Source organism: uncultured Modestobacter sp., assembly GCF_947486615.1.
In the GTDB taxonomy this organism is placed as follows: Bacteria; Actinomycetota; Actinomycetes; order Mycobacteriales; family Geodermatophilaceae; genus Modestobacter.
Genome location: NZ_CANKUD010000004.1, coordinates 454,518 through 475,628, shown reverse-complemented (window position 1 = coordinate 475,628; position 21,111 = coordinate 454,518). Strand labels below are relative to the sequence as shown.

Here is a 21,111-nt window from a genome sequence, read left to right as displayed (position 1 = left end):
CCTGGTCAGCGGGCGGCCAGCACCTCGTCGATCACCGGCAGCAGGGCGGCGAACGCCTGGCCGCGGTGGCTGATCGCGTCCTTCTCGGCCGGCTCGAGCTCCGCCGACGTGCGGGTCAGCCCCTCGGGCACGAACACCGGGTCGTAGCCGAAGCCGTTCGCGCCCCGCGGCTCCCGGACGACGACCCCGCGCCACTCCGCGCGCAGCACCCGCTCCTCCCCCGCCGGCGTGACCATCGCGGCGGCGCAGACGAAGGCCGCCCCGCGCCGCTCGTCGGGGACGTCGGCGAGCTGGCCGAGCAGCAGTGCGGTGTTCGCCGGGTCGTCCCCGTGCCGGCCCGACCAGCGGGCGGACAGGATGCCGGGCATCCCGTTGAGCGCATCGACGGTGATCCCGGAGTCGTCGGCGACCGCCGGCAACCCGGTGTACCGGACCGCCTCGCGCGCCTTGAGCAACGCGTTCTCCTCGAACGTCGCCCCGGTCTCGGGCGCCTCCGGGTACTCCGGCACGTCGCGCAGACCCAGCACCTCCACTCCCGGGACGGCGGTGGCCAGCAGCCGCTGCAGCTCGGCGAGCTTGCCGGCGTTGCGGGTGGCCAGCAGCAGCTGCGTCACGCCGACAGCGCCCGCTGCTGCGCGGCGGTCAGCTCGGCGCAGCCGGCGACGGCCAGGTCGAGCAGCTGGTCCAGCGTCGCCCGGTCGAAGACGGCGCCCTCCGCCGTCCCCTGGACCTCGACGAAGCCGCCCTCGCCGGTGCAGACGACGTTCATGTCGGTGCCGGCGCGGACGTCCTCCTCGTAGGCGAGGTCGAGCCGCGGCTCGCCGTCGATGACCCCGACGCTGACCGCGGCCACGGAGTTCGGCAGCGGCGTCGCGCTGGCCAGCTTGCCGCGCTCGCCCAGCCAGCTCACCGCGTCGGCGAGGGCCACGTAGGCACCGGTGATGGCCGCGGTGCGGGTGCCGCCGTCGGCCTGCAGCACGTCGCAGTCCAGCGCGATGCTGTTCTCCCCCAGTGCCGCCAGGTCGATGCTGGCCCGCAGCGAGCGGCCGATGAGCCGGCTGATCTCGTGGGTGCGGCCGCCGACCTTGCCCTTGACCGACTCGCGGTCGCTGCGGGTGTGGGTGGCCCGCGGCAGCATCGAGTACTCGGCGGTGACCCAGCCCAGGCCCGAGCCGCGCCGCCAGCGGGGCACGCCCTCGGTGACGCTGGCCGCGCAGAGCACGCGGGTACGGCCGAACTCGACGAGCACCGAGCCCTCGGCGTGGTCGAGCCAGTTGCGGGTGATGGTCACCGGGCGGAGCTGGTCGGCCGTGCGGCCGTCGGGGCGGGTCACGGGCACCGAGGGTAGTGAGGCCCCGACCTCATCCGCGGTCCGGCTCCGCCAGTCCTGGGTGGCGTCCAGTCGGGCGCGCCCAGCCGCACCGGCTCGGGCCCGACCGGCTCGGCCCGGTCGCCGGGCCGGGCCGTCCGGTGTCATCGTGTGCGCATGCGATCTGAGCTGCGCGCGGTGCGCACCGGCGGCGTCCCGTCGGTGGTCGACCTGACCGACGAGTGCGCGGAGTTCGTCCGCGGCGGGGGCGACGGCCTGTTCCAGGTGTTCGTCCCGCACGCCACCGCGGGCATCGCGATCATCGAGACCGGCGCCGGCAGCGACGACGACCTGCTCGCCCAGCTCGACCAGCTGCTCCCCCGCGACGACCGCTGGCGGCACCGGCACGGCGCGGCCGGGCACGGCCGCGACCACGTGCTGCCCGCGTTCGTGCCGCCGCACGCCAGCGTGCCGGTGCTGGAGGGCCGGCTGGCGCTGGGCACCTGGCAGCGGATCTGCTTCGTCGACACCAACATCGACAACCCGTCCCGGCACGTCCGGCTGACCTTCCTGGCCGGCTGACCCGGTTGGGGAGCGTCGTCGCGGTGCGGGAGGATGCGCAGCATGACCGAGACCGACGTGAGCCCCGTCCGCCTCGCCCCCGGTGACCCGGCGCCGGAGTTCACCCTCCCGGACGCCGACGGCACCCCCGTCTCGCTGTCGAGCTACCGGGGCCGGCGGGTCATCGTCTACTGCTACCCGGCCGCGCTGACCCCTGGCTGCACCACCCAGGCGGTCGACTTCACCGCCTCGGCCGGCGAGCTGGCCGAGGCCGGGCTGGACATCATCGGCATCTCCCCCGACGCCCCGGAGAAGCTGCACACCTTCCGGGAGAAGGAGCAGCTGGGCATCACGCTGCTCGCCGACCCGGAGAAGCAGGTGCTCTCCGCCTACGGCGCGTACGGCCCGAAGAAGCTGTACGGCAAGGAGGTCGTCGGGGTGATCCGCTCGACCTTCATCGTCGACGCCGAGGGCAAGGTCGAGAAGGCCGCCTACAACGTCAAGGCCACCGGGCACGTCGCCAAGCTCCGCCGCGACCTCGGTCTGTAGCCCTCCCGATCCAGGGGCCGGCAGGGCCTGGCAGCACCGGGGCGGATCAGGCAGGGTCGTGCCCATGAGCGATCAGATCGGCGTCACCGGACTGGCAGTGATGGGCGCGAACCTGGCCCGCAACCTGGCCCGGCACGGCCACCAGGTGGTGCTGCACAACCGCAGCCGGGGGCGCACCGACGCCCTCGTGGAGCAGCACGGCAGCGAGGGCGACTTCGTCCCCACCGGGTCGGTGGAGGAGTTCGTCGGGGCCCTCCAGCGCCCCCGGAAGATCATCATCATGGTGCAGGCCGGTGCGGCCACCGACGCCGTGATCGACGAGATCGCCCCACTGCTGGAGGAGGGCGACGTCCTGATGGACGGCGGCAACGCCCGGTTCACCGACACGATCCGCCGCACCGAGGCGCTCACCGCCCGGGGCCTGCACTTCGTCGGCACCGGGATCAGCGGCGGCGAGGAGGGTGCGCTCAACGGGCCGAGCATCATGCCCGGCGGCTCGGCCGAGGCCTACCAGCTGGTCGGCCCGCTGCTGGAGTCGATCGCCGCGGTGGTCGACGGGCAGCCGTGCTGCACCCACGTCGGCGAGAGCGGCGCCGGGCACTTCGTGAAGATGGTGCACAACGGCATCGAGTACGCCGACATGCAGCTCATCGCCGAGGCCTACGACCTGCTGCGCGCCGGGCTGGGGCTCTCCCCCGCCGAGATCGGCGACGTGTTCGCCTCGTGGAACGAGGGCGACCTGGAGAGCTACCTGATCGAGATCACCGCCCAGGTGCTGCGGCACACCGACGCCGACACCGGCCGGCCCTTCGTCGACGTCGTGCTGGACGAGGCCGAGCAGAAGGGCACGGGTCGCTGGACCGTGCAGTCGGCGCTGGACCTGGGCGTGCCGGTCAGCGGGATCGCCGAGGCGGTGTTCGCCCGGGCGCTGTCCGGGCACCGCGAGCAGCGGGACGCCGCGCAGCGGGTGCTGCCCGGCCCCGACACCACCTGGGAGGTCGCCGACCGGGACGCCTTCATCGAGTCGGTGCGGCAGGCCCTGTACGCCTCCAAGGTGGTCGCCTACGCGCAGGGCTTCGACCAGATCACCGCCGGCGCCGACCAGCACGGCTGGGACGTCGACCGGGCGGCGCTGGCCCGGATCTGGCGCGGCGGCTGCATCATCCGGGCGAGCTTCCTGGACCGGATCGCGCAGGTCTACACCGACGAGCCCGACGTCACCACGCTGCTGACCAACGACTACTTCCGCGGCGCGGTCAGCGAGGGCCAGGAGTCCTGGCGCCAGGTCGTCGCCGGCGCGGCCCGCAACGGCATCCCCGCCCCCGGGTTCGCCAGCGCGCTCGCCTACTACGACGGGCTGCGGGCCGACCGCCTGCCGGCCGCGCTCATCCAGGGCCTGCGCGACCTGTTCGGCGCGCACACCTACCGCCGGGTCGACCGCGACGGCGCCTTCCACACCATGTGGGGCGAGGACGGTCGCGAGGTGCAGACCGCCTGACCCGACCTCACCCCGTGGTCGCCGTCCGCACCGCACGACCTGAGGACGGCGACCACCAGGTGAGGACGGCCGGCCGAGGTCACCAGCTGAGTGCGCCGGTGACCTCGTCGGCGACCTGGTCGACGGTCCGCCCGGTGGTGTCCACGACGCCGTCGGCCAGCGCGGTGAGCCAGGGCCGGGCGACGGCGTACGTCGGCACGTGCGACAGCCTCCAGTCCCGCGCGCCGGGCTCGGCCCCGTCGTCGCGGATCCGCCGCACGAGCTCAGCCTCCGCGACGTCCAGAAGCACGTGCCGCACCTGCACGCCCCGGTCGGCGAGGCCGTCGAACAGCTCGCGGGCGAGCTCCTCGCGCAGCAGCGTCATCGGGGTGACCACCGTGCGCCGGCCGCCATCTTCCAGGACCGCGCAGCTGGCCGCGACCAGCCGCCGCCACTCGGGCAGGTCCTGGAAGTCGCCGGTGGGCACGGGCAACGAGCGCCGCACCAGGTACCCGACCAGCTCGGGGTCGAAGGGCACGAGCTCCGGACGGCGGCGGCAGAGCTCGGCCGCCACCGATGTCTTGCCCGCCCCGAAGGCGCCGTGCAGCCACAGGATCACCCCTCAGCCGCCTTGGCGCGGGCCCGGCGCTTGCCCTCGTGCATCGCGGCGACCCGGGCGACCGGGATGGTGTGCCCCTCGGCGACCAGGTCGGCGGGCAGCCGCTGCGGTCCGGGCAGTGTCTGCGCCCAGGGATCGACGTCCCCGATCAGCTCGCGGGCGGTGCGCACCGTGACGTCCTGCGGCCGCACGTCGTCCAGCGCCTCCCAGTCGACCGGCGCGGACACCGGAAGGCCGGGGCGCACCCGCGGGCTGTAGGCGACGGCGATCGTGCCGCGACCGGAGCGGGTGGAGTCGACGAACACCCGGCCGCCCCGCTCGGCCACGACGTAGGCGGTGGTGGCGACCTCCGGGTCCAGCCGTTCGGTGCGGGCGGCCAGCGCGCGGGTGGCGGCGGCGACGTCCTCGGCCGGTGAGCCGTGCACCGGGACGACGACGTGCAGGCCGGTCGAGCCGCTCGTCTTGACCGCTGCGTCCAGGCCCGCGTCGGCGAGCGCCTGCCGGGCCAGCCGCGCGGTCGCCACCACGGCCTCGAGCGAGGCGCCGTCGGGCGGGTCGAGGTCGAGCACCAGCCCGGTCGGCTCCTCCTCCCCCACCCGGCCGAACGGCACGTGGAACTCCACGGCCCGCTGGTTGGCCAGCCACAGCAGGGTGCGACGGTCATCGACGAGCACCTGGTGCACCTCGCGGTGGGCCCGGTCGGACCAGGTGGGCACGGTGCGCACCCAGTCGGGGGCGCCCTTGGGCACGTCGCGCTGGATGAACGGCGCCGCCCCGGGGCGCACCCGCTTGACCGTCAGCGGCCGGCCGGCGAGCAGCGGAACCAGCCGGTCGGCGAACGCGTCCAGGTGGTCGACCAGCTCCCGCTTGGACACCTCGAGCCCGTCGCCCAGCGGGGAGTCCAGGCTGCTCAGCCGGACGCCGTCCCGTTCCTCGTCGGTCATCCCGTCACCGTGCCGCCCGCCGGTCGCGGGAGCAACCCACCGTTGCCCGCCTCGGCCCCGTCCGGAGGTCCGCTCCGAGCCAGAACAGGCCTCCTCCTGCACCAACGGCTGTCCTACCGCACCAGCGCTGATGCGGTAGGACAGCGTTTGATCAGGTCACCCGGTGTCAGGGGGTCGTCAGATCTCGTGGACGGCGCCGGGACGAGCGAGCTCGGCGGCCGGGAAGGCGGCGCGGGCGGCGGCCAGCTGCGCCTCGGCGTCCACCCAGGACGGCACGTGGGTGACGATCAACCGACCGACCCCCGCCGCGGCGGCGTGCTCGCCGGCCTGGCGGCCGGTCAGGTGCAGGCCCGGCGGCAGGTCGGGCGCCTCCGGGTAGGCGGCCTCGGCCAGCAGCACGTCGGCGCCGCGGGCCAGCTCGACCACGGCGTCGCTCGGACCGGTGTCGCCGGTGTAGACCAGCGACCGGCCGCCGGCGGTGAGCCGCACGGCGTAGCACTCGACCGGGTGCGCGGTGCGGGCCGTGGCCACCTCGAAGGGCCCGAGCGTCCAGCGTCCCGGGCCGATGGGGGTCACGTCGAAGACGTCGTCGATCGGGCCGCCATCGGGGTCGTAGGCCGTCGCGAGCCGCCGGTCGGCGCCGACCGGCGCGTACAGCGGCACGGTGCGCCCGTCGGACTGACCCGAGTAGCGGTGCCAGACCACGAACGGCGCGGCGTCCAGGCAGTGGTCGGCGTGCAGGTGGCTGAGGTAGACCGCGTCGACGTCGCCGGGCCGGACGTGGGCCTGCAGCGCACCGAACGAGCCGCTGCCCAGGTCGAGGGCGAGCACGAACTCGTCGTGCTCGACCAGGTAGCAGGAGGCCGGCGAGTCGGGGCCGGGAGCGCTGCCGGAGCAGCCGACGACGGTGAGCCTCACGCGCGGGCCTCCGCACCGGCCCGGTCGACGACGTCGACCTCGGGCCCCAGGAAGCGGCGGCCCAGCCGGGCGAAGGGCTCCGGGTCGCCGGTGGCGAGGAACCGGTGCACCGGCGGCGGTCCGTCGGGGTCACGCAGCAGGTCGGTGCGGGTCAGCACCCGGTACACGTCCTTCGCCGTCTCCTCCGCGCTGGACACCAGGGTGACCTCCTCGCCCAGCACCAGCGAGAGCACGCCGGTGAGCAACGGGTAGTGGGTGCAGCCGAGCACCACGGTGTCGACGCCGGCGCCCAGCAGCGGGTCGAGGTAGGACTGCGCCAGCCCGACCAGCTGCCGGCCGCTGGTGACCCCGCGCTCGACGAAGTCCACGAAGCTGGGGCAGGCCGCGCTGGTGACCGTCAGGTGCCCGGCGGCGGCGAAGGCGTCCTCGTAGGCGCCACTGGTGATGGTGGCCTGGGTGCCGATGACGCCGATCCGGCCGTTGCGGGTGGCGGCGGCCGCGCGGCGGGCGGCGGGGCGCACCACCTCGACCACCGGCACGTCGTAGCGCTCCCGGGCGTCGCCCAGGCAGGCAGCGCTGGCCGAATTGCAGGCGATGACCAGCATCTTGACCCCGGCGGCCACCAGGTCGTCCATCACCGCGAGCGAGTGCCGCCGGACCTCGGCGATCGGCAGTGGCCCGTACGGGCTGTGCGCGGTGTCGCCGACGTAGCGGATCGCCTCGTGCGGCAGCTGGTCGAGCACGGCGCGGGCCACCGTCAGGCCGCCCACGCCGGAGTCGAAGATCCCGATGGGCGCGTCGGCCCCCGCAGCAGTGCTCATGTCGGCCGCCAGGCTAACGGCCCCCTCCGACGGTCCGCCGTCCCGGCGACCGAGACGCTGGTCTCGGCCGGTCAGGGCCGGCGCAGCAGCGCGTCGTCCGGCAGCAGCAGGCCCTCGCCGGTCCAGCGCGCGCCGACCAGGTCCTGGACGACGACCGTCGCGTCGGTGTCCAGCGCGGTCTGCCCGATGCCCAGCACCGTCGCGCCGGCGGCCAGCCCGGCGCGCACCCCGCTGGGGCTGTCTTCCAGCACGATCGTCTCCCCCGGGTCGAGGGCGAGCCGGGCGGCGCCCGTCCGGTACGGCTCCGGGTCGGGCTTCCCGGCGACGACGTCCTCGGCGGTGACCACGACCGGCGGCACCGGCACGCCGGCCGCGCGCAGCCGTGCGGTGGCCAGCTCACGCACACCGGAGGTGACGACGGCCCACGGGACGCCGTCCAGCTGGGCGACGAGGTCCAGCACACCGGCGATCGCCACCGTGTCGGCGACGTCCTCGAGCTCGTAGCGGGTGATCAGCGCCACCGACCGGTCGACGTCCTCGGGCCTCACGAAGAGCGCCACCGTGTCCCCCGCGCGACGGCCGGGGACCGCGGCCATCACCTCGACCGGGTCGAGCCCCGAGTCCACCGCCCACCGGGTCCACGAGCGGACGACGCTCGGCTCGGAGTCGACCAGCACCCCGTCGTTGTCGAACAGCAGCCCCTTCGCCCCCAGGAGGACGCCGCCGTCAGGCGTCGTGTTGCCACGGCCCCGGTGCAGGGGCCCGCCACGAGCTGGCGAGTGGCGGGGGGCAGCGGGGTGCTTCCTCAGGCCCACAGTTGGCCCTCGAGCGCGGCGCTGGCCTGCTCCAGGGTGCCCGCGTACGCGCCGGTGGACAGGTACTTCCAGCCGCCGTCGCAGACGATGAAGCAGATGTCGGCCTTGCGGCCGGCCGCGACCTCCTTGTCCGCGACGCCGAGCGCCGCATGCAGGATCGCCCCGGTGGAGATGCCGGCGAAGATGCCCTCCCGCTCCACCAGCTGGCGGGTGCGGTGGATGGCGTCGTCCGGGCCGACCGAGAAGCGGGAGTCCAGCAGGTCGGGGTCGTAGAGCTCGGGGATGAAGCCCTCGTCGATGTTGCGCAGGCCGTAGACCAGCTCGCCGTACCGCGGTTCGGCGGCGATCACCTGGACGCCGGGCTTCTTCTCCCGCAGGTAGCGGGAGACGCCCATCAGCGTGCCGGTGGTGCCCAGGCCCGCGACGAAGTGGGTGATCGAGGGCAGGTCGGCGAGGATCTCCGGGCCGGTGCCGGTGTAGTGCGCCTCGGCGTTGGCCGGGTTGCCGTACTGGTACAGCATCACCCAGTCCTCGTGCTCGGCGGCCAGGCCCTTGGCCATCGCGACGGCCTGGTTGCTGCCGCCGGCCGCCGGCGAGCTGATGATCCGGGCGCCGTACATCTCCAGCAGCTGCTTGCGCTCGATGGAGGTGTTCTCCGGCATGACGCAGATCAGCTGGTAGCCGCGCTGCCGGGCGACCATCGCCAGCGAGATGCCGGTGTTGCCGCTGGTGGGCTCCAGGATGGTGCTGCCCGGCTGCAGCCGCCCCTCCTTCTCCGCCGCCTCGATCATCGCGATGGCGGCCCGGTCCTTGATGGACCCGGTGGGGTTGTGGTCCTCCAGCTTGGCCCACAACCGGACGTCCGGGGTGGGCGACAGCGACGGCAGCCCCACGAGCGGGGTGCCGCCGAGGGAGTCGACGAGCGAGGCGAAGCGGGCCATGACGGGGTCTCCAGGTGTCGCGGTGCCGGGCGGGGACGCTCCGGGTCAGCAGCCGCCGGCGACGGCGGGGAGGATCGTCACGGAGTCGCCGTCCTTGACGGCGGTGTCCAGCGCACCGGTGAAGCGCACGTCCTCGTCGTTGACGTAGACGTTGACGAAGCGGTGCAGCTTGCCCTCCTCGGTGACCAGACGGTTCTTGATCCCGGGGTGCTGGCTGTCGATGTCGTCGACCAGGGCGCCGAGCGTGGCGCCGCTGCCCTCGACGGTCTTGTTGCCGCCGGTGTGGGTGCGCAGGATGGTCGGGATGCGGACCTGGATGGCCATGGCTGTGGGGCTCCTTCGTACGGGGTGACGGGGGATCGCGCGCCGGGCGCGCAGGAACGACTGTTAGGAGGAACGCCGGCACCCAGCCGGCGATTCCAGTACGGCCCCGTTGCAGGGCCCCGCGGCGCGCGGAGCGCGTCGTGGGGGGCAACGGGGTCCTTTCTCAGTCGTAGACGACGGTGGTCGGCGAGTGGCCGAACAGGTAGGACTCGACGACCTCGACGTCCTCCTCGCGCACCTCGCCGTCGACGATCCGGAAGCTGCGGAACTCCACGGTGTCCCCGGCCAGGCCGGTCTGCGTGCCGTGCTCACGGGTGGACACCAGCACGTAGTGCGCCTCGGGCTCGGAGGCGTAGCTGATGTCGGTGCGCGAGGGGCGGGCCTCGGTGGCGGTGTGCGAGTGGTAGATGACCACGGGGACCTCGTCCCGGTCGTCCATGTCCCGGTACAGCTTCAGCAGGTCGCCGCTGTCGAACTCGTAGAACGTCGGCGAGCGGGCCGCGTTGAGCATCGGGATGAAGCGCTCGGGGCGGTCACTGCCCTCGGGGCCGGCGACGACGCCACAGGCCTCGTCCGGGTGGTCTTCCCGGGCGTGGGCCACGATGGCGTCGTAGGTCGCGCGGTCGATGCGCAGCACGGGGCCAGTCTAGGCAGCGCCGTCCGCGGGCGCCGTCCCTGGCCCGGGTCCACCGCCGGAACGGGTGATCACCGGTCCCGATCGCAGTGCACACCGTCCCGTGGGGTGAGCACGACGCCAACGGATTGTGTCGGAGGGGTGTCCGACCGATAACGTCGCCGACCGTGGTGATCGAGCTGCTCATGGTGGTCGGCGTGGTGCTGGTCGCACTGCCGGCACTGGTCCACGGCGCGTCCCGGCTGCTGCACCGCAGCGGCCGGGCGAGCACGGACCAGCGGGCCGACCGGGTCGAGCTGGTCCTGGTGGTGCTCGGCCGGCTGGTCGGGCTCGTCCTGCTGCTCCTGCTGTCCGCCGTCACCCTGGTGTCCTGCATCGGGGCGATCGTGCAGGACGTGCCGGTGCACAGCCTGGTCTACGTCTTCTTCCTCACCGACCTGCTCGTCGCCATCCTGGTGCTGCTCACCGTCGGCCGCCTCGTCCGGCGGCCAGCGCGTCGACGAGGGACCCCTGCACGGCGGTGAGCCAGTAGTAGACCGCCAGCTGGGAGCCCTCCTCGTCGGCGTCGTCGTCGGACGCGTCGGGCTCCGGCGGCTCGGTGTCGGCGGAGATGCCCAGCCGGGTGCCCAGCGCCAGCCGCAGGTCGTTGGTGGTGCGCAGCCACGCGCGTGCCTGGTCGGCGTCCAGCCGCACCTCCCCGCCGTGCGGCGGGAGGGTGGCCCGCACCATCGCCAGGTCGTCGGCCTTGCCGCTGCGCAGCCCCGCCTCGGTCAGGTCCCGGTAGTCCGCGGCGATCTCCGGGTCGGTGGCGTGCCCGCGGGGCAGCAGCCGGTCCATCACCGGGTCGCCGCCGGAGTCGACGGGATCCACGGCCAGCAGCTGCTCGAGCTGGTCGAGCAGCAGGCCGACGATGTCGGCCTCCGCGTCGACCAGCCGGGCCACCAGCTCCTCGCCCTTGCGGCGGAACGGCTTCACGCCGCCTCCTCGTGCGCGGGACCGCTCACGCGTCGCGCTGGTAGGTGGCCCACAGCCCGTAGGCGTGCAGCCGGTTCGTGTCGTGCTCCATCCGCTCCCGCGGCCCCGAGCTGACGATCGCCTTGCCCTCGTTGTGCACCTGCAGCATCAGCTGCGTGGCGGTGGGCTCGTCGTAGCCGAACAGCTCCTGCAGGACGAACGTCACGTACGTCATCAGGTTGACCGGGTCGTCCCAGACGACGGTGACCCAGGGCCGGTCGAGGTCGGACTCCTCCCGCGACGTCGTCTCCGGCGTCCAGGCGGGCGCAAGGGGTCCGGCCACGTGATCACTCTAGGACGCCCGCCTCGGGCGGCCCACTCGGCCGGCACCTATCGTCCTGGTCCATGCCGCCGAGCCAGCTCAGCCCCGCGCTGCTCACCGACCGGTACGAGCTGACGATGCTGGCCGCCGCGCTGGCCGACGGCACCGCCGAGCGTGACTGCGTCTTCGAGGTCTTCGCCCGCCGCCTCCCGCACGGCCGGCGCTACGGCGTGCTGGCCGGCACCGGCCGCTTCCTGGACGCACTGGCCGACTTCCGGTTCGGTGCGGCCGAGCTGGACGCCGTCCGGGCGCAGGGCATCGACGACCCGCGGCTGCTGGACCACCTGGCGGCCTTCCGGTTCACCGGCGACATCGACGGCTACGCCGAGGGCGACGTGTACTTCCCCGGCTCCCCGGTGCTCACGGTGCGGGCGCCGTTCGGGCAGGCGGTGCTGCTGGAGACCCTGGTGCTGTCGGTCCTCAACCACGACAGCGCGATCGCCGCGGCCGGTGCCCGGATGATCGGGGCGGCGTGCGGCCGCCCGTGCATCGAGATGGGCTCCCGGCGCACCCACGAGGAGGCGGCGGTCGCCGCCGCCCGGGCCGCCGCCCTGGTCGGGTTCACCGCCACGTCCAACCTCGCGGCCGGCGCGCGCTACGGCATCCCGACCACCGGCACCAGCGCGCACGCCTTCACGCTGCTGCACGACGACGAGGCGGCCGCCTTCCGCGCCCAGCTCGACGCCCTCGGTACCGGCACCACCCTGCTGGTCGACACGTACGACACCGAGCAGGGCATCCGGACGGCGGTCGAGGTCGCCGGCACCGGTCTGGGCGCCGTCCGGCTGGACTCCGGCGACCTGGCCATCCAGGCCACCCGCGCACGTGAGCTGCTGGACTCCCTCGGCGCCACCGGGACCAGGGTCATCGTCACCAGCGACCTCGACGAGTACGCGATCGCCGCGCTGGCCGCCGCCCCCGTCGACGGTTACGGCGTGGGCACCTCGCTGGTCACCGGGTCCGGGGCGCCCACCGTCGGCATGGTCTACAAGCTTGTCGAGCGGGACGGCGTGCCGGTGGCGAAGAACTCCGAGGGCAAGCGCTCGGTGGGCGGCCGCAAGCACGCCCTCCGTCGGCACGACGCGGACGGGACGGCGACCGCCGAGGTGGTCAGCTCCTCCCCCGTGACCGCCGGCGAGCACGACCGGGAGCTGATCGTGCCGCTGGTCCGCAGCGGTGAGCTGGTCCGGCCCCGGACGCCGGCGCAGGCGCTGGCCGAGGCCCGGACGGTGCACGAGCAGGCGCGCACCGCCCTGCCGGCCGAGGCCTGGTCGCTGTCCCGGGGCGACGCCGCGATCGACACCGTCACCGCCTGAGGGAGGCCCCCGCCCGGGCGCCGTGCCACCACGCGCCAGGCAGGATGGGGTCATGACGCGTGCACTGCTGGTGGTCGACGTGCAGAACGACTTCTGCGAGGGCGGCAGCCTGGCCGTGGCCGGGGGGACGGCCGTGGCCCGGGCGATCAGCGCCCACCTCGCCGCCGCCGACTACGCCCACGTGGTCGCCACCCGCGACCACCACGTCGACCCGGGCGGGCACTTCGCCGAGCAGCCCGACTACACCGAGACCTGGCCGGCGCACTGCGTGGTCGGCACGTCGGGGGTGGAGCTGCACTCCGACCTGGACCGCCGGCCCATCGAGGCGGTGTTCGACAAGGGCGAGTACGCCGCGGCCTACTCCGGCTTCGAGGGCACCTTCGACGGGCAGGGCCTGGCCGACTGGCTGCGGGCGCACGACGTGGACTCCGTGGACGTGGTGGGCATCGCCACCGACCACTGCGTGCGGGCCACCGCCCTGGACGCGGTCGCCGCCGGCTTCAGCACCCGGGTGCTGCTCGAGCTGACCGCGGGGGTCGCCGAGGCCACCACCGCCGCCGCCCTCGACCAGCTGCGCACCGCCGGCGTGCAGCTGGAGGGCGAGGTCAGCCGAGCGGGCTGACGCCCGGGTCCGCGTCCAGCACCTCGTCCCGGGTGAAGCCGAGCACCTGCAGGACGGCATCCAGATAGGGCTGGTTGAGCGCCGCGTGCGCCTGCTCCCGGACGACCGGCTTGGCGTTGAAGGCGATGCCCAGCCCGGCGGCGTTGAGCATGTCCAGGTCGTTCGCGCCGTCGCCCACGGCGACCGTCTGTTCCAGCGGGATGCCGTGCTCGGCGGCGAAGCGGGCCAGCGCCCGGGCCTTGCCCGCCCGGTCGACCACCTCGCCCACCAGCCCACCGGTCAGCTTCCCGTCGGCCACCTCCAGGGTGTTGGCAGCGGCGAAGTCCAGCCCGAGCGTCTCGGCCAGCGGGTCGGTGATCTGGGTGAAGCCGCCGCTGACGATCCCGCAGCGGAAGCCCAGCCGCTGGAGCGTGCGGATCAGCGTGCGGGCCCCCGGGGTGAGCACCAGGTGCTCGCGCACCTCGTCCAGGACGCCGACCGGCAGGCCGGCGAGGACGGCGACGCGGGCGCGCAGCGACTCCTCGAAGTCCAGTTCGCCGTTCATGGCCGCCGCGGTGATCCGGGCGACCTCCGCGGCCCGGCCGGCCCGGGCGGCCAGCTCGTCGATCACCTCACCGCGCACCAGGGTCGAGTCCACGTCCAGCACGATCAGCCGCTTGCTCCGCCGGGAGAGCCCGGCCTGCTCCACGGCGACGTCGGTGCCGGTCTCGGCGGCCACGGTCGCCAGCGCGGTGCGCAGCTGGGTGGAGCCGGCGCCGGAGACGGTGAGCTCGAAGCTGGTGACCGGGTAGTCCGACAGCCGCCGGATCGCCTCGATGTTGCCGCCGACCCCGGCGATGGCCCGGGCGGCACCGGCGACCGCCGCCGGCGGCACGGGGCGCCCCAGCACGATCACGTGGTGCCGCACCGTCCGCTCGGTGTGCTGCTGCCCCGCAGAGGCCGCCTCCACGGAGACCTGCAGGCCGGTGGCGGCGGCTACGTCGCCCGCGGTGCGGTGCAGGCGGGTCAGCAGGTCGGGGGCACCGCTGCCGGCCACGACCACCCCGAGCACCAGCTGGCCGTGCACCACCACCTGCTCGACGTCGACCACCTCGACCGGCTCCGGCCCGGCGGCCTGCAGCGCGGCGAAGAGAGCGGCGGTCACGCCGGGCCGGTCGGGCCCGCTGACGGTCAGCAACGCACCCGCGGTGGCGGGCTGGTCGATCGGCGCGGGGACGGTGGCGCGGTCGGTCACGGCGCCATCGTGCCGGACCTGGCCACGGGACCGGGGACGGCCCCCGCCCGCCGCCCCCGCCGAACGCGAACGCCCCGCCGGCCGGTGGCTGGCGGGGCGTTCGTGCGGCCCACCCCGGACTAGCGGGGGGTGAGCAGGGTGCGGTCCCTGGTCAGGTCGGGTCCTTGTCGTCGGCACCCTGACGGGCACCGGCGGTGAGACCGGCCTCGCTGGCGTACGGCTGGTGGCCCTTGCCGGCGTGCGCCTCCATCTCCAGGCGCTCCTTGAGGTGCGGGTAGTGCAGCTCGAACGCCGGGCGCTCCGAGCGGATCCGCGGGATCTCGACGAAGTTGTGCCGCGGCGGCGGGGAGGAGGTGGCCCACTCGAGGGAGTTGCCGTGACCCCAGGGGTCGTCGCGCAGCGCCAGCCGGCCGTGCTTCCACGACTTGACGACGTTGTAGACGAACGGGATCACCGAGGCACCGAGGATGAACGACCCGATCGTGGAGACCGTGTGCATCCACGTGAAGGCGCCCTGTGCGTCGATGCTCAGGTAGTCGGCGTAGCGACGCGGCATGCCCTCGTTGCCCAGCCAGTGCTGGATCAGGAACGTGGCGTGGAAGCCGATGAAGGTCAGCCAGAAGTGCAGCTTGCCGACCTTCTCGTCCATCATCCGGCCGCACATCTTCGGGAACCAGAAGTACAGGCCGGCGTAGGCGGCGAACACCACGGTGCCGAAGACCACGTAGTGGAAGTGGGCGACGACGAAGTAGCTGTCGTTCACGTGCCAGTCCAGCGGCGGGCTGGCCAGCAGGACGCCGGTCAGACCACCGAGCAGGAAGGTGATCAGGAAGCCCACCGAGAACAGCATCGGCGTCTCGAAGGTGAGCTGGCCCCGCCACATCGTGCCGATCCAGTTGAAGAACTTGATGCCGGTCGGGATGGCGATCAGGTACGTCAGGAAGGCGAAGAACGGGAGCAGGACCGCGCCGGTGGCGAACATGTGGTGCGCCCACACGGCCAGCGACAGGGCGGTGATGCCGATCAGCGCGAAGATCATGCCCTTGTAGCCGAACAGCGGCTTGCGGCTGAAGACCGGGATGACCTCGCTGATGATGCCGAAGAACGGCAACGCGATGATGTAGACCTCGGGGTGGCCGAAGAACCAGAACAGGTGCTGCCACAGCATCGGCCCGCCGTTCTCCGGCGTGTAGACCTGCGCCCCGAGGTGGCGGTCGGCCAGAAGCGCGAAGAGCGCGGCGGTCAGGATCGGGAAGGCCAGCAGGATCAGGATGCTGGTGACCAGCGACGCCCAGACGAAGATCGGCATCCGGAACATCGTCAGGCCCGGCGCGCGCAGGCAGACGATCGTGGCGATGAAGTTGACGCCACCGAGGATCGTGCCCAGACCGCTGACCGCCAGACCGGCGATCCACAGGTCACCGCCGGCGCCCGGGCTGTGCGCGCCGGTCGACAGCGGGGTGTAGGCATACCAGCCGAAGTCGGCCGCACCACCCGGGGTCAGGAAGCCGGAGACGGCGATCGCGCCACCGAAGAGGAACAGCCAGAAGGAGAAGGCGTTCAGTCGCGGGAAGGCGACGTCCGGCGCACCGAGCTGCAGCGGCATGATCAGGTTCGCGAACGCGAAGAACATCGGCGTCGCGAAGAACAGCAGCATGATCGTGCCGTGCATCGTGACCAGCTGGTTGTACTGCTCGGGCGACAGGAACTGCAGCTCCGGGCGAGCCAGCTCACCGCGCATCAGCAGCGCCATGAAGCCACCGACGAAGAACCAGATGAAGGCCACCGTGGTGTACATCAGGCCGATGGTCTTGTGGTCGGTGGTGCGCAGCAGACCGAGGAGCCGCGACCCCTTCTGGGCCTCGTGGGCCGGGCTCGGCCGGCTCACGATCGGGGCAGGTGCGATCGTCACGGTGCGCAGCTTAGCCCGCCGCATCACGTCCGACGCGGCGGGAGCGGGGGTCGGTGCGGCGCGCCGGGACCCACTCCCCCGAGGCCCCCTGCCGGCCACCTGCCGCCGTCCGGGACACATGTCGTGATCCACTCGCGGAACCGCAGGTCATGAGCCCGCTGAGCGACGTCCCGGCGCCGGGTGGGTGACGCACGGAACCGAGACCGGGGCGTCTCGGGAGTTTGTTCACGTTCGCCCCGGGCATCGATGATCTTGCGCTGGACGGACCAGCGCCTGGCGGCTCGGCCGTCGCGCACAGGAGGTCACCCGTGAGCATCGGCGGAGTTCTGTTGGCGGTCCTCATCGGCTTCGTCGCCGGGTTGATCGCCCGTGCCGTGGTCCCTGGCAAGCAGGACCTCGGCCTCGTCGCCACCCTCGTCCTCGGCCTCATCGGTTCGGTGGTCGGCAACCTGGTGTTCAACCTGGTGCAGGGTGACGGCCTCGAGTTCGACCTGGGCGGCTGGTGGGCCTCCATCATCGGCGCGATCCTGGTGCTGGCCGTCTACGTGGCCGCCACCGGCAAGCAGCGTCGCGTCAACCGCTGACGACCGGCCGGCGACAGCCGGCCGCACACCCGCTCGACGAGGGCCCGGCCACCAGGCCGGGCCCTCGCTGCGTCGGGCCGGCTCAGCCGTCCCGTTCCCAGGTGCCGACGCCCACGGCCACCGTCACCGTCACCGGTTCGGGCAGCGCGGCCAGCCGCCGGTCCAGCTCGCCGTCGGCCAGGTGCCGGGCGTGCGGGCCCATGCCGACCAGGGTGCGCACCGCGGCGTGGTCCAGGGCCAGTTCGGTCCGGTGGCCGGAGGCCGCCACCGGGCGCAGGTGCGGCTGCAGGCCGGCGGCGAGCCGGTCGGCCTTCGCCGGGTCGACGGTGAGGAGCCCGAGCGGGCCGATCAGCTCGGCCAGGTGGTCCGCCGCCGGGGTCACCACGACCAGCCGCCCCTGCGGGGTCAGCACGCGGGCGGTCTCGGCACCGTTCCGCGGGGCGAACACCACCAGCACCCGGTCCACCGCGGCGTCCCGCACCGGCCAGCGTGCCCATGAGTCGGCGACGACGGCGATCGCCCGCGGGTGCGCCCGTGCCGCCCGGCGGGCCGCGTACCGGGAGGCGTCGAGCACCACCCCGACGGCGTCCGGGGCCCGGTCGAGCACGCCGGCCAGGTGTGCACCGGTGCCGCCGCCCAGGTCCAGCAGCGTCGCCGGTGACGGCCCGGCGAGGGCCGCATCGGCCAGCGCGGCGGTGATCCCGGCGTAGTGCCCGGCGGCGAGGAAGTCGGCACGGTCGCCCACCATCGCCGCGGAGTCGCCGGCGTGCGGGGTGCCGCCGGGCGGCAGCAGGGTCACGTGCCCCTGCCGCGCCCGGTCGAAGGCGTGCCCGGCGGCGCAGCGCAGCCCGGCCGGGTCCGCGGCCAGCCCCTGGCCACAGACCGGGCAGGCGAGGAGGGCGACCGCCGCGGGCGGGAGCGCAGGCAGGTTCATCGGCCGGGCACCCGCGGCGGCAGCCGGTGCAACGTGACGTCCGTCAGCCGGCCGTCGTCCGCGGTGGCGGTGAGGTAGGTGGCGAACGGCTGCCGGCGCCGGTCGGTGGGCGAGCCGGGGTTGAGCAGCCGCAGACCGGTGGCCGCGGTCGTGTCCCAGGGGATGTGGCTGTGCCCGAACACCAGGACGTCGACGTCGGGGAAGCGCGCGGCGCAGCGCTGCTCCCGGCCCTTCGCGTCGCCGGTCTCGTGGACGACGGCGAACCGCACCCCGCCCAGCTCCACCCGGGCCACCTCCGGCAGCCGCTCGCGGAGCACCCCGTGGTCGTTGTTGCCGTACACCCCGACCAGCCGCCGCGCCCGCTGCTCCAACTCGTCCAGCAGGGCGACGTCGACCCAGTCGCCGGCGTGCACCACCACGTCCGCGGCCTCGATCGCCGACCACACCGACCCGGGCAGGTCGCGCGCCCGCCGGGGCAGATGGGTGTCGGAGATGAACACCACGGAAACGGGCACGACGACATCGTCCCAGCCGACTAACTTCCTCCTTCGGCCGACGACTCGGCCGACCCGGAGACGAGCGACAGAGGACACCCACGCGTGAGCACGACCGCACCACTCCCCGACCCGGCGGCGACCCCGCCGGCCACCGAGCCGTACCCGAAGCGGTGGCTGGCCCTCGCGGTCATCGCCGTGACGGTGCTGATGGTCATCCTGGACGCGACCATCGTGAACATCGCCCTGCCGGCGGTCTCCGCCGACCTGGACGTCACCGCCGCCTCGCAGCAGTGGATCGTCACCGCGTACACGCTGACCTTCGGCGGCTTCCTGCTGCTCGGCGGCCGGATCGCGGACTTCTGGGGCCGCAAGCGCACGTACCTGGTGGGGGCGGTCGGCTTCGCCATCGCCTCCGCTCTGGGCGGCCTGGCGCAGAACGAGGAACTGCTGTTCGCCGCCCGCGCCCTGCAGGGCGCCTTCGGCGCGCTGCTGGCCCCGGCGTCGCTGGCCCTGCTGACCGTGCTGTTCACCGATGCCAAGGAGCGGGCCAAGGCCTTCGCCGTCTACGGCGCCATCGCCGGCGGCGGCTCCGCGGTCGGCCTGCTGCTGGGCGGGGTGCTCACCGAGTACGCCGACTGGCGCTGGTGCTTCTGGGTGAACGTGCCGGTGGCGGTCATCGCCGTCGTGGCCGCCATCCCAATCGTGCCGGAGAGCAAGGCCCCCGGGGAGACCAGCTACGACATCCCCGGCGCCGTGCTGATCACCCTGGGGCTGGCCTCCTTCGTCTACGGCTTCACCCAGGTCGCCGAGACCGCACAGGCCAACGCCGACGCCGGCAACGGGGACAGCGGCTGGACCGACGCCTCGGCGCTGACCTTCATCGCCGTCGGCGTGCTGCTGGTGGCCGCGTTCGTCGTCCTGGAGCTGAAGGTGCGCAACCCGCTGCTGCCGATGCGGCTGGTCCTGGACCGCAACCGCGGTGGTGCGTACCTCACCTCCACGCTGGTGGGGGCCGGGCTGATCGGCGCCTTCTTCTTCCTCAGCCTCTACTTCCAGCAGGTGCTCGGCTACACGCCGGTCGCGGCCGGCTTCGCCTCACTGCCGACCACGCTCGGCGTGCTCGTCTCCGCGGGCGCGGCCAGCGGGCTGGTGCCGCGGATCGGGCCGAAGCCGCTGATGGTGGCCGGTGGCCTGCTGGCCGCCGCGGGCCTGTTCCTGATGTCGTTCCTGGACGTCGACAGCTCGTTCTGGTCGCTGGCCTTCCCCGGCCAGCTGCTGCTGGGGCTGGGCCTGGGCTTCACGTTCGTGCCGCTGTCGAACCTGGCGCTCATCGGCGCGGGGGAGCACGACGCGGGTGCGGCCAGCGCGATGCTCAACGCCACCCAGCAGGTCGGCGCCTCGATCGGCACGGCGCTGCTGGCGACGCTGTCGGTCGGCGCGATCACCTCGGCCGTCACCGACAGCGTGGCGGCCGGCCAGGACCCGACCGACCCTGCGGTCGGCATCGCGGCCCAGGTCGAGGGCTACACGACCGCCTTCACCTGGGCGGCGGTGCTGCTGGTGGTCGGCGCGCTGGTCTCCGCGGTGCTGATCAAGGCCACCAAGGAGGACCTGCCCGCCGACGGCGCGGTCGTGCACGCCGGCTGACGAAAGACCCTGCTGCCCCCCACGCTTCGCAAGCTCAGCGCGGGCCCCTGCAGCAGGGCCGGGACGGGCGCCCGTCTTCCCTCGGGGAGGCGGGCGTCCGTCATTCGTGGACCGGGGACTCGTGGTTGCGGTGCCCGGGCGACTCGAGCTGGAAGGTGCAGTGCTCCAGGTCGAAGTGGTCGCCCAGGCAGCTGCAGAGCGCGTCGAGCACCCGGCCGCCGTGCCCGTCGGCGAGCACCTCGTCGGTGACGACCACGTGCGCGGAGAGCACCGGCAGCCCGGAGGTGATGGTCCAGGCGTGCAGGTCGTGCACGTCCAGCACGCCGGAGACCCCGAGGACGTGCTCGCGCACCTGCGCCAGGTCGACCCCCTTGGGCGCGGCCTCCAGCAGGACGTCGAGCGCCTCGCGCAGCAGTGACCAGGCCCGCGGGAGCACCAGGGCACCGACCGCGAGAGAGGCGACGACGTCGGCCCCGGTCCAGCCGGTGGTGCTGATGACGACGGCGGCGATGATGACGGCGACCGAGCCGAGGGCGTCCCCGACCACCTCGAGGTAGGCGCCGCGGGTGTTCAGCGACTCGCCCTGCCCGGCGCGCAGCAGGCTCAGCGAGCCGACGTTGACGGCCAGGCCGAGCAGCGCGACGCCGAGCATCCAGCCGGAGTGGATGTCCGGCGGGTCGCCGATCCGGCGGATCGCTTCCACCACGACGTAGCCGCCGACCAGGAGCAGCAGCAGGCCGTTGCCCACCGCGGCGAGCACCTCGATCCGCTGCCAGCCGAAGGTCCGCCGCCCGCGGGCGGGTCGCTGGGCGAGCGTCACCGCCCCGAGCGCCATCCCGATGCCGAGGGCGTCGGTGGCCATGTGCGCGGCGTCGGCGAGCAGGGCCAGGGAGCCCGACAGCAGTGCACCGACGAGCTCGACGACGAAGACGCTGCCGGTGAGCACGAGGACGACGACCAGCCGGCCGCGGTGCGCGGCGGAGACGGTGCCGTGCCCGTGCCCGTGTGCGTGGTCGTGCCCCATCGACGTCCCCCTGTCCTCCGGATCTCACATGCACGATGCCGCATGTGATGGAGGAAAGCCAGGTCGACCCGCTCACACGGGTGCGCGCAGGCG

The 21,111-nt window shown here is 73.7% G+C and carries 25 protein-coding genes; 8 read left to right on the top strand and 17 right to left on the bottom strand.

What is annotated here, in order from left to right:
• Positions 1-5: 5 nt before the first annotated feature.
• Together rdgB and rph are read right to left on the bottom strand one after the other, a co-directional pair.
• Positions 6-614: an RdgB/HAM1 family non-canonical purine NTP pyrophosphatase gene (rdgB, locus tag Q1A09_RS10995; RefSeq protein ID WP_299954639.1), complete on the bottom strand. Its 609-nt coding sequence runs from the start codon at positions 612-614 to the stop codon at positions 6-8.
• Positions 611-1,333 (bottom strand): ribonuclease PH, encoded by a 723-nt coding sequence (gene rph / locus Q1A09_RS10990; protein ID WP_299954637.1) that lies wholly within the window; start codon positions 1,331-1,333, stop codon positions 611-613. The genes rdgB and rph overlap by 4 nt, the downstream gene beginning before the upstream one ends.
• 153 nt (positions 1,334-1,486) lie before the next feature.
• Between rph and Q1A09_RS10985 the strand changes: the two genes are divergently transcribed.
• The 3 genes from Q1A09_RS10985 (at position 1,487) to gndA (ending at position 3,917) form a co-directional block, all read left to right on the top strand.
• The gene (locus Q1A09_RS10985; protein ID WP_299954636.1) at positions 1,487-1,891 is read left to right on the top strand and encodes a YjbQ family protein; all 405 of its coding nucleotides are present in this window, start codon (positions 1,487-1,489) and stop codon (positions 1,889-1,891) included.
• Positions 1,892-1,933: 42 nt separating this feature from the next.
• The gene (gene bcp / locus Q1A09_RS10980; protein ID WP_299954633.1) at positions 1,934-2,419 is read left to right on the top strand and encodes a thioredoxin-dependent thiol peroxidase; all 486 of its coding nucleotides are present in this window, start codon (positions 1,934-1,936) and stop codon (positions 2,417-2,419) included.
• A gap of 64 nt (positions 2,420-2,483) precedes the next feature.
• A complete protein-coding gene (gene gndA / locus Q1A09_RS10975) occupies positions 2,484-3,917 on the top strand; it encodes an NADP-dependent phosphogluconate dehydrogenase (protein WP_299954632.1) in 1,434 nt (477 codons plus the stop codon).
• A 79-nt stretch (positions 3,918-3,996) separates the two neighbouring features.
• Here gndA and Q1A09_RS10970 read toward each other — a convergent pair whose 3' ends face one another.
• The 8 genes from Q1A09_RS10970 to Q1A09_RS10935 all read right to left on the bottom strand — a co-directional run bounded on the left by Q1A09_RS10970 (position 3,997) and on the right by Q1A09_RS10935 (position 9,915).
• Positions 3,997-4,515: an AAA family ATPase gene (locus tag Q1A09_RS10970; protein ID WP_299954630.1), complete on the bottom strand. Its 519-nt coding sequence runs from the start codon at positions 4,513-4,515 to the stop codon at positions 3,997-3,999.
• Entirely contained in the window at positions 4,512-5,459 is a 948-nt protein-coding gene (locus Q1A09_RS10965) for a DNA polymerase domain-containing protein (RefSeq protein ID WP_299954626.1), read from the bottom strand. The genes Q1A09_RS10970 and Q1A09_RS10965 overlap by 4 nt, the downstream gene beginning before the upstream one ends.
• 177 nt (positions 5,460-5,636) lie before the next feature.
• Positions 5,637-6,377 (bottom strand): MBL fold metallo-hydrolase, encoded by a 741-nt coding sequence (locus Q1A09_RS10960; RefSeq protein WP_299954623.1) that lies wholly within the window; start codon positions 6,375-6,377, stop codon positions 5,637-5,639.
• Positions 6,374-7,198 carry a glutamate racemase gene (gene murI / locus Q1A09_RS10955; protein WP_299954620.1) on the bottom strand — a complete coding sequence of 275 codons (825 nt, stop codon included), beginning with the start codon at positions 7,196-7,198 and terminating at the stop codon, positions 6,374-6,376. The genes Q1A09_RS10960 and murI overlap by 4 nt, the downstream gene beginning before the upstream one ends.
• A 71-nt stretch (positions 7,199-7,269) precedes the next feature.
• Positions 7,270-8,013 (bottom strand): HAD-IA family hydrolase, encoded by a 744-nt coding sequence (locus tag Q1A09_RS10950; RefSeq protein ID WP_299954618.1) that lies wholly within the window; start codon positions 8,011-8,013, stop codon positions 7,270-7,272.
• A complete protein-coding gene (locus tag Q1A09_RS10945; protein WP_299954615.1) occupies positions 8,004-8,954 on the bottom strand; it encodes a PLP-dependent cysteine synthase family protein in 951 nt (316 codons plus the stop codon). The genes Q1A09_RS10950 and Q1A09_RS10945 overlap by 10 nt, the downstream gene beginning before the upstream one ends.
• Positions 8,955-8,999: 45 nt before the next feature.
• Positions 9,000-9,278 carry a MoaD/ThiS family protein gene (locus Q1A09_RS10940; protein WP_299954612.1) on the bottom strand — a complete coding sequence of 93 codons (279 nt, stop codon included), beginning with the start codon at positions 9,276-9,278 and terminating at the stop codon, positions 9,000-9,002.
• Positions 9,279-9,441: 163 nt separating this feature from the next.
• A complete protein-coding gene (locus tag Q1A09_RS10935; RefSeq protein WP_299954611.1) occupies positions 9,442-9,915 on the bottom strand; it encodes a M67 family metallopeptidase in 474 nt (157 codons plus the stop codon).
• Positions 9,916-10,079: 164 nt separating this feature from the next.
• Between Q1A09_RS10935 and Q1A09_RS10930 the strand changes: the two genes are divergently transcribed.
• Complete coding sequence (locus tag Q1A09_RS10930; RefSeq protein WP_299954609.1) at positions 10,080-10,436, top strand: hypothetical protein; 357 nt, start codon at positions 10,080-10,082, stop codon at positions 10,434-10,436.
• On the opposite strand, the gene Q1A09_RS10925 is transcribed toward Q1A09_RS10930, so the two are convergent.
• The gene (locus Q1A09_RS10925; protein WP_299954606.1) at positions 10,375-10,887 is read right to left on the bottom strand and encodes a DUF2017 family protein; all 513 of its coding nucleotides are present in this window, start codon (positions 10,885-10,887) and stop codon (positions 10,375-10,377) included. The two genes, Q1A09_RS10930 and Q1A09_RS10925, sit on opposite strands and share 62 nt — an antisense overlap.
• A gap of 25 nt (positions 10,888-10,912) precedes the next feature.
• Positions 10,913-11,209 (bottom strand): ATP-dependent Clp protease adapter ClpS, encoded by a 297-nt coding sequence (gene clpS, locus Q1A09_RS10920; protein ID WP_299954604.1) that lies wholly within the window; start codon positions 11,207-11,209, stop codon positions 10,913-10,915.
• A gap of 62 nt (positions 11,210-11,271) precedes the next feature.
• On the opposite strand from clpS, the gene Q1A09_RS10915 reads away from it, so the two are divergent.
• On the top strand, positions 11,272-12,564 hold the full coding sequence (locus tag Q1A09_RS10915; protein WP_299954602.1) for a nicotinate phosphoribosyltransferase: 1,293 nt from the start codon (positions 11,272-11,274) through the stop codon (positions 12,562-12,564).
• A 52-nt stretch (positions 12,565-12,616) separates the two neighbouring features.
• Entirely contained in the window at positions 12,617-13,186 is a 570-nt protein-coding gene (locus Q1A09_RS10910) for a nicotinamidase (RefSeq protein ID WP_299954600.1), read from the top strand.
• Here the strand turns inward: Q1A09_RS10910 and serB are convergent.
• Together serB and ctaD are read right to left on the bottom strand one after the other, a co-directional pair.
• Positions 13,170-14,420 carry a phosphoserine phosphatase SerB gene (serB, locus tag Q1A09_RS10905; RefSeq protein ID WP_299954597.1) on the bottom strand — a complete coding sequence of 417 codons (1,251 nt, stop codon included), beginning with the start codon at positions 14,418-14,420 and terminating at the stop codon, positions 13,170-13,172. The two genes, Q1A09_RS10910 and serB, sit on opposite strands and share 17 nt — an antisense overlap.
• 151 nt (positions 14,421-14,571) lie before the next feature.
• Positions 14,572-16,332 (bottom strand): cytochrome c oxidase subunit I, encoded by a 1,761-nt coding sequence (ctaD, locus tag Q1A09_RS10900; RefSeq protein WP_299954595.1) that lies wholly within the window; start codon positions 16,330-16,332, stop codon positions 14,572-14,574.
• A gap of 308 nt (positions 16,333-16,640) precedes the next feature.
• Here ctaD and Q1A09_RS10895 point away from each other — a divergent pair, with 308 nt between their 5' ends.
• Positions 16,641-16,916, top strand: a complete 276-nt coding sequence (locus tag Q1A09_RS10895; protein WP_299954592.1) for a GlsB/YeaQ/YmgE family stress response membrane protein — start codon at positions 16,641-16,643, stop codon at positions 16,914-16,916.
• 82 nt (positions 16,917-16,998) lie between these two features.
• Here the strand turns inward: Q1A09_RS10895 and Q1A09_RS10890 are convergent, their stop codons facing one another.
• Entirely contained in the window at positions 16,999-17,850 is an 852-nt protein-coding gene (locus Q1A09_RS10890; RefSeq protein ID WP_299954590.1) for a putative RNA methyltransferase, read from the bottom strand.
• Positions 17,847-18,365, bottom strand: coding sequence for a metallophosphoesterase (locus tag Q1A09_RS10885; protein WP_299954587.1), 519 nt, complete (start codon positions 18,363-18,365; stop codon positions 17,847-17,849). The genes Q1A09_RS10890 and Q1A09_RS10885 overlap by 4 nt, the downstream gene beginning before the upstream one ends.
• A gap of 84 nt (positions 18,366-18,449) precedes the next feature.
• Here Q1A09_RS10885 and Q1A09_RS10880 point away from each other — a divergent pair, with 84 nt between their 5' ends.
• Complete coding sequence (locus Q1A09_RS10880) at positions 18,450-19,994, top strand: MFS transporter (protein WP_299954584.1); 1,545 nt, start codon at positions 18,450-18,452, stop codon at positions 19,992-19,994.
• Positions 19,995-20,094: 100 nt separating this feature from the next.
• On the opposite strand, the gene Q1A09_RS10875 is transcribed toward Q1A09_RS10880, so the two are convergent.
• A complete protein-coding gene (locus Q1A09_RS10875) occupies positions 20,095-21,018 on the bottom strand; it encodes a cation diffusion facilitator family transporter (RefSeq protein WP_299954582.1) in 924 nt (307 codons plus the stop codon).
• Positions 21,019-21,111 lie beyond the last annotated feature (93 nt).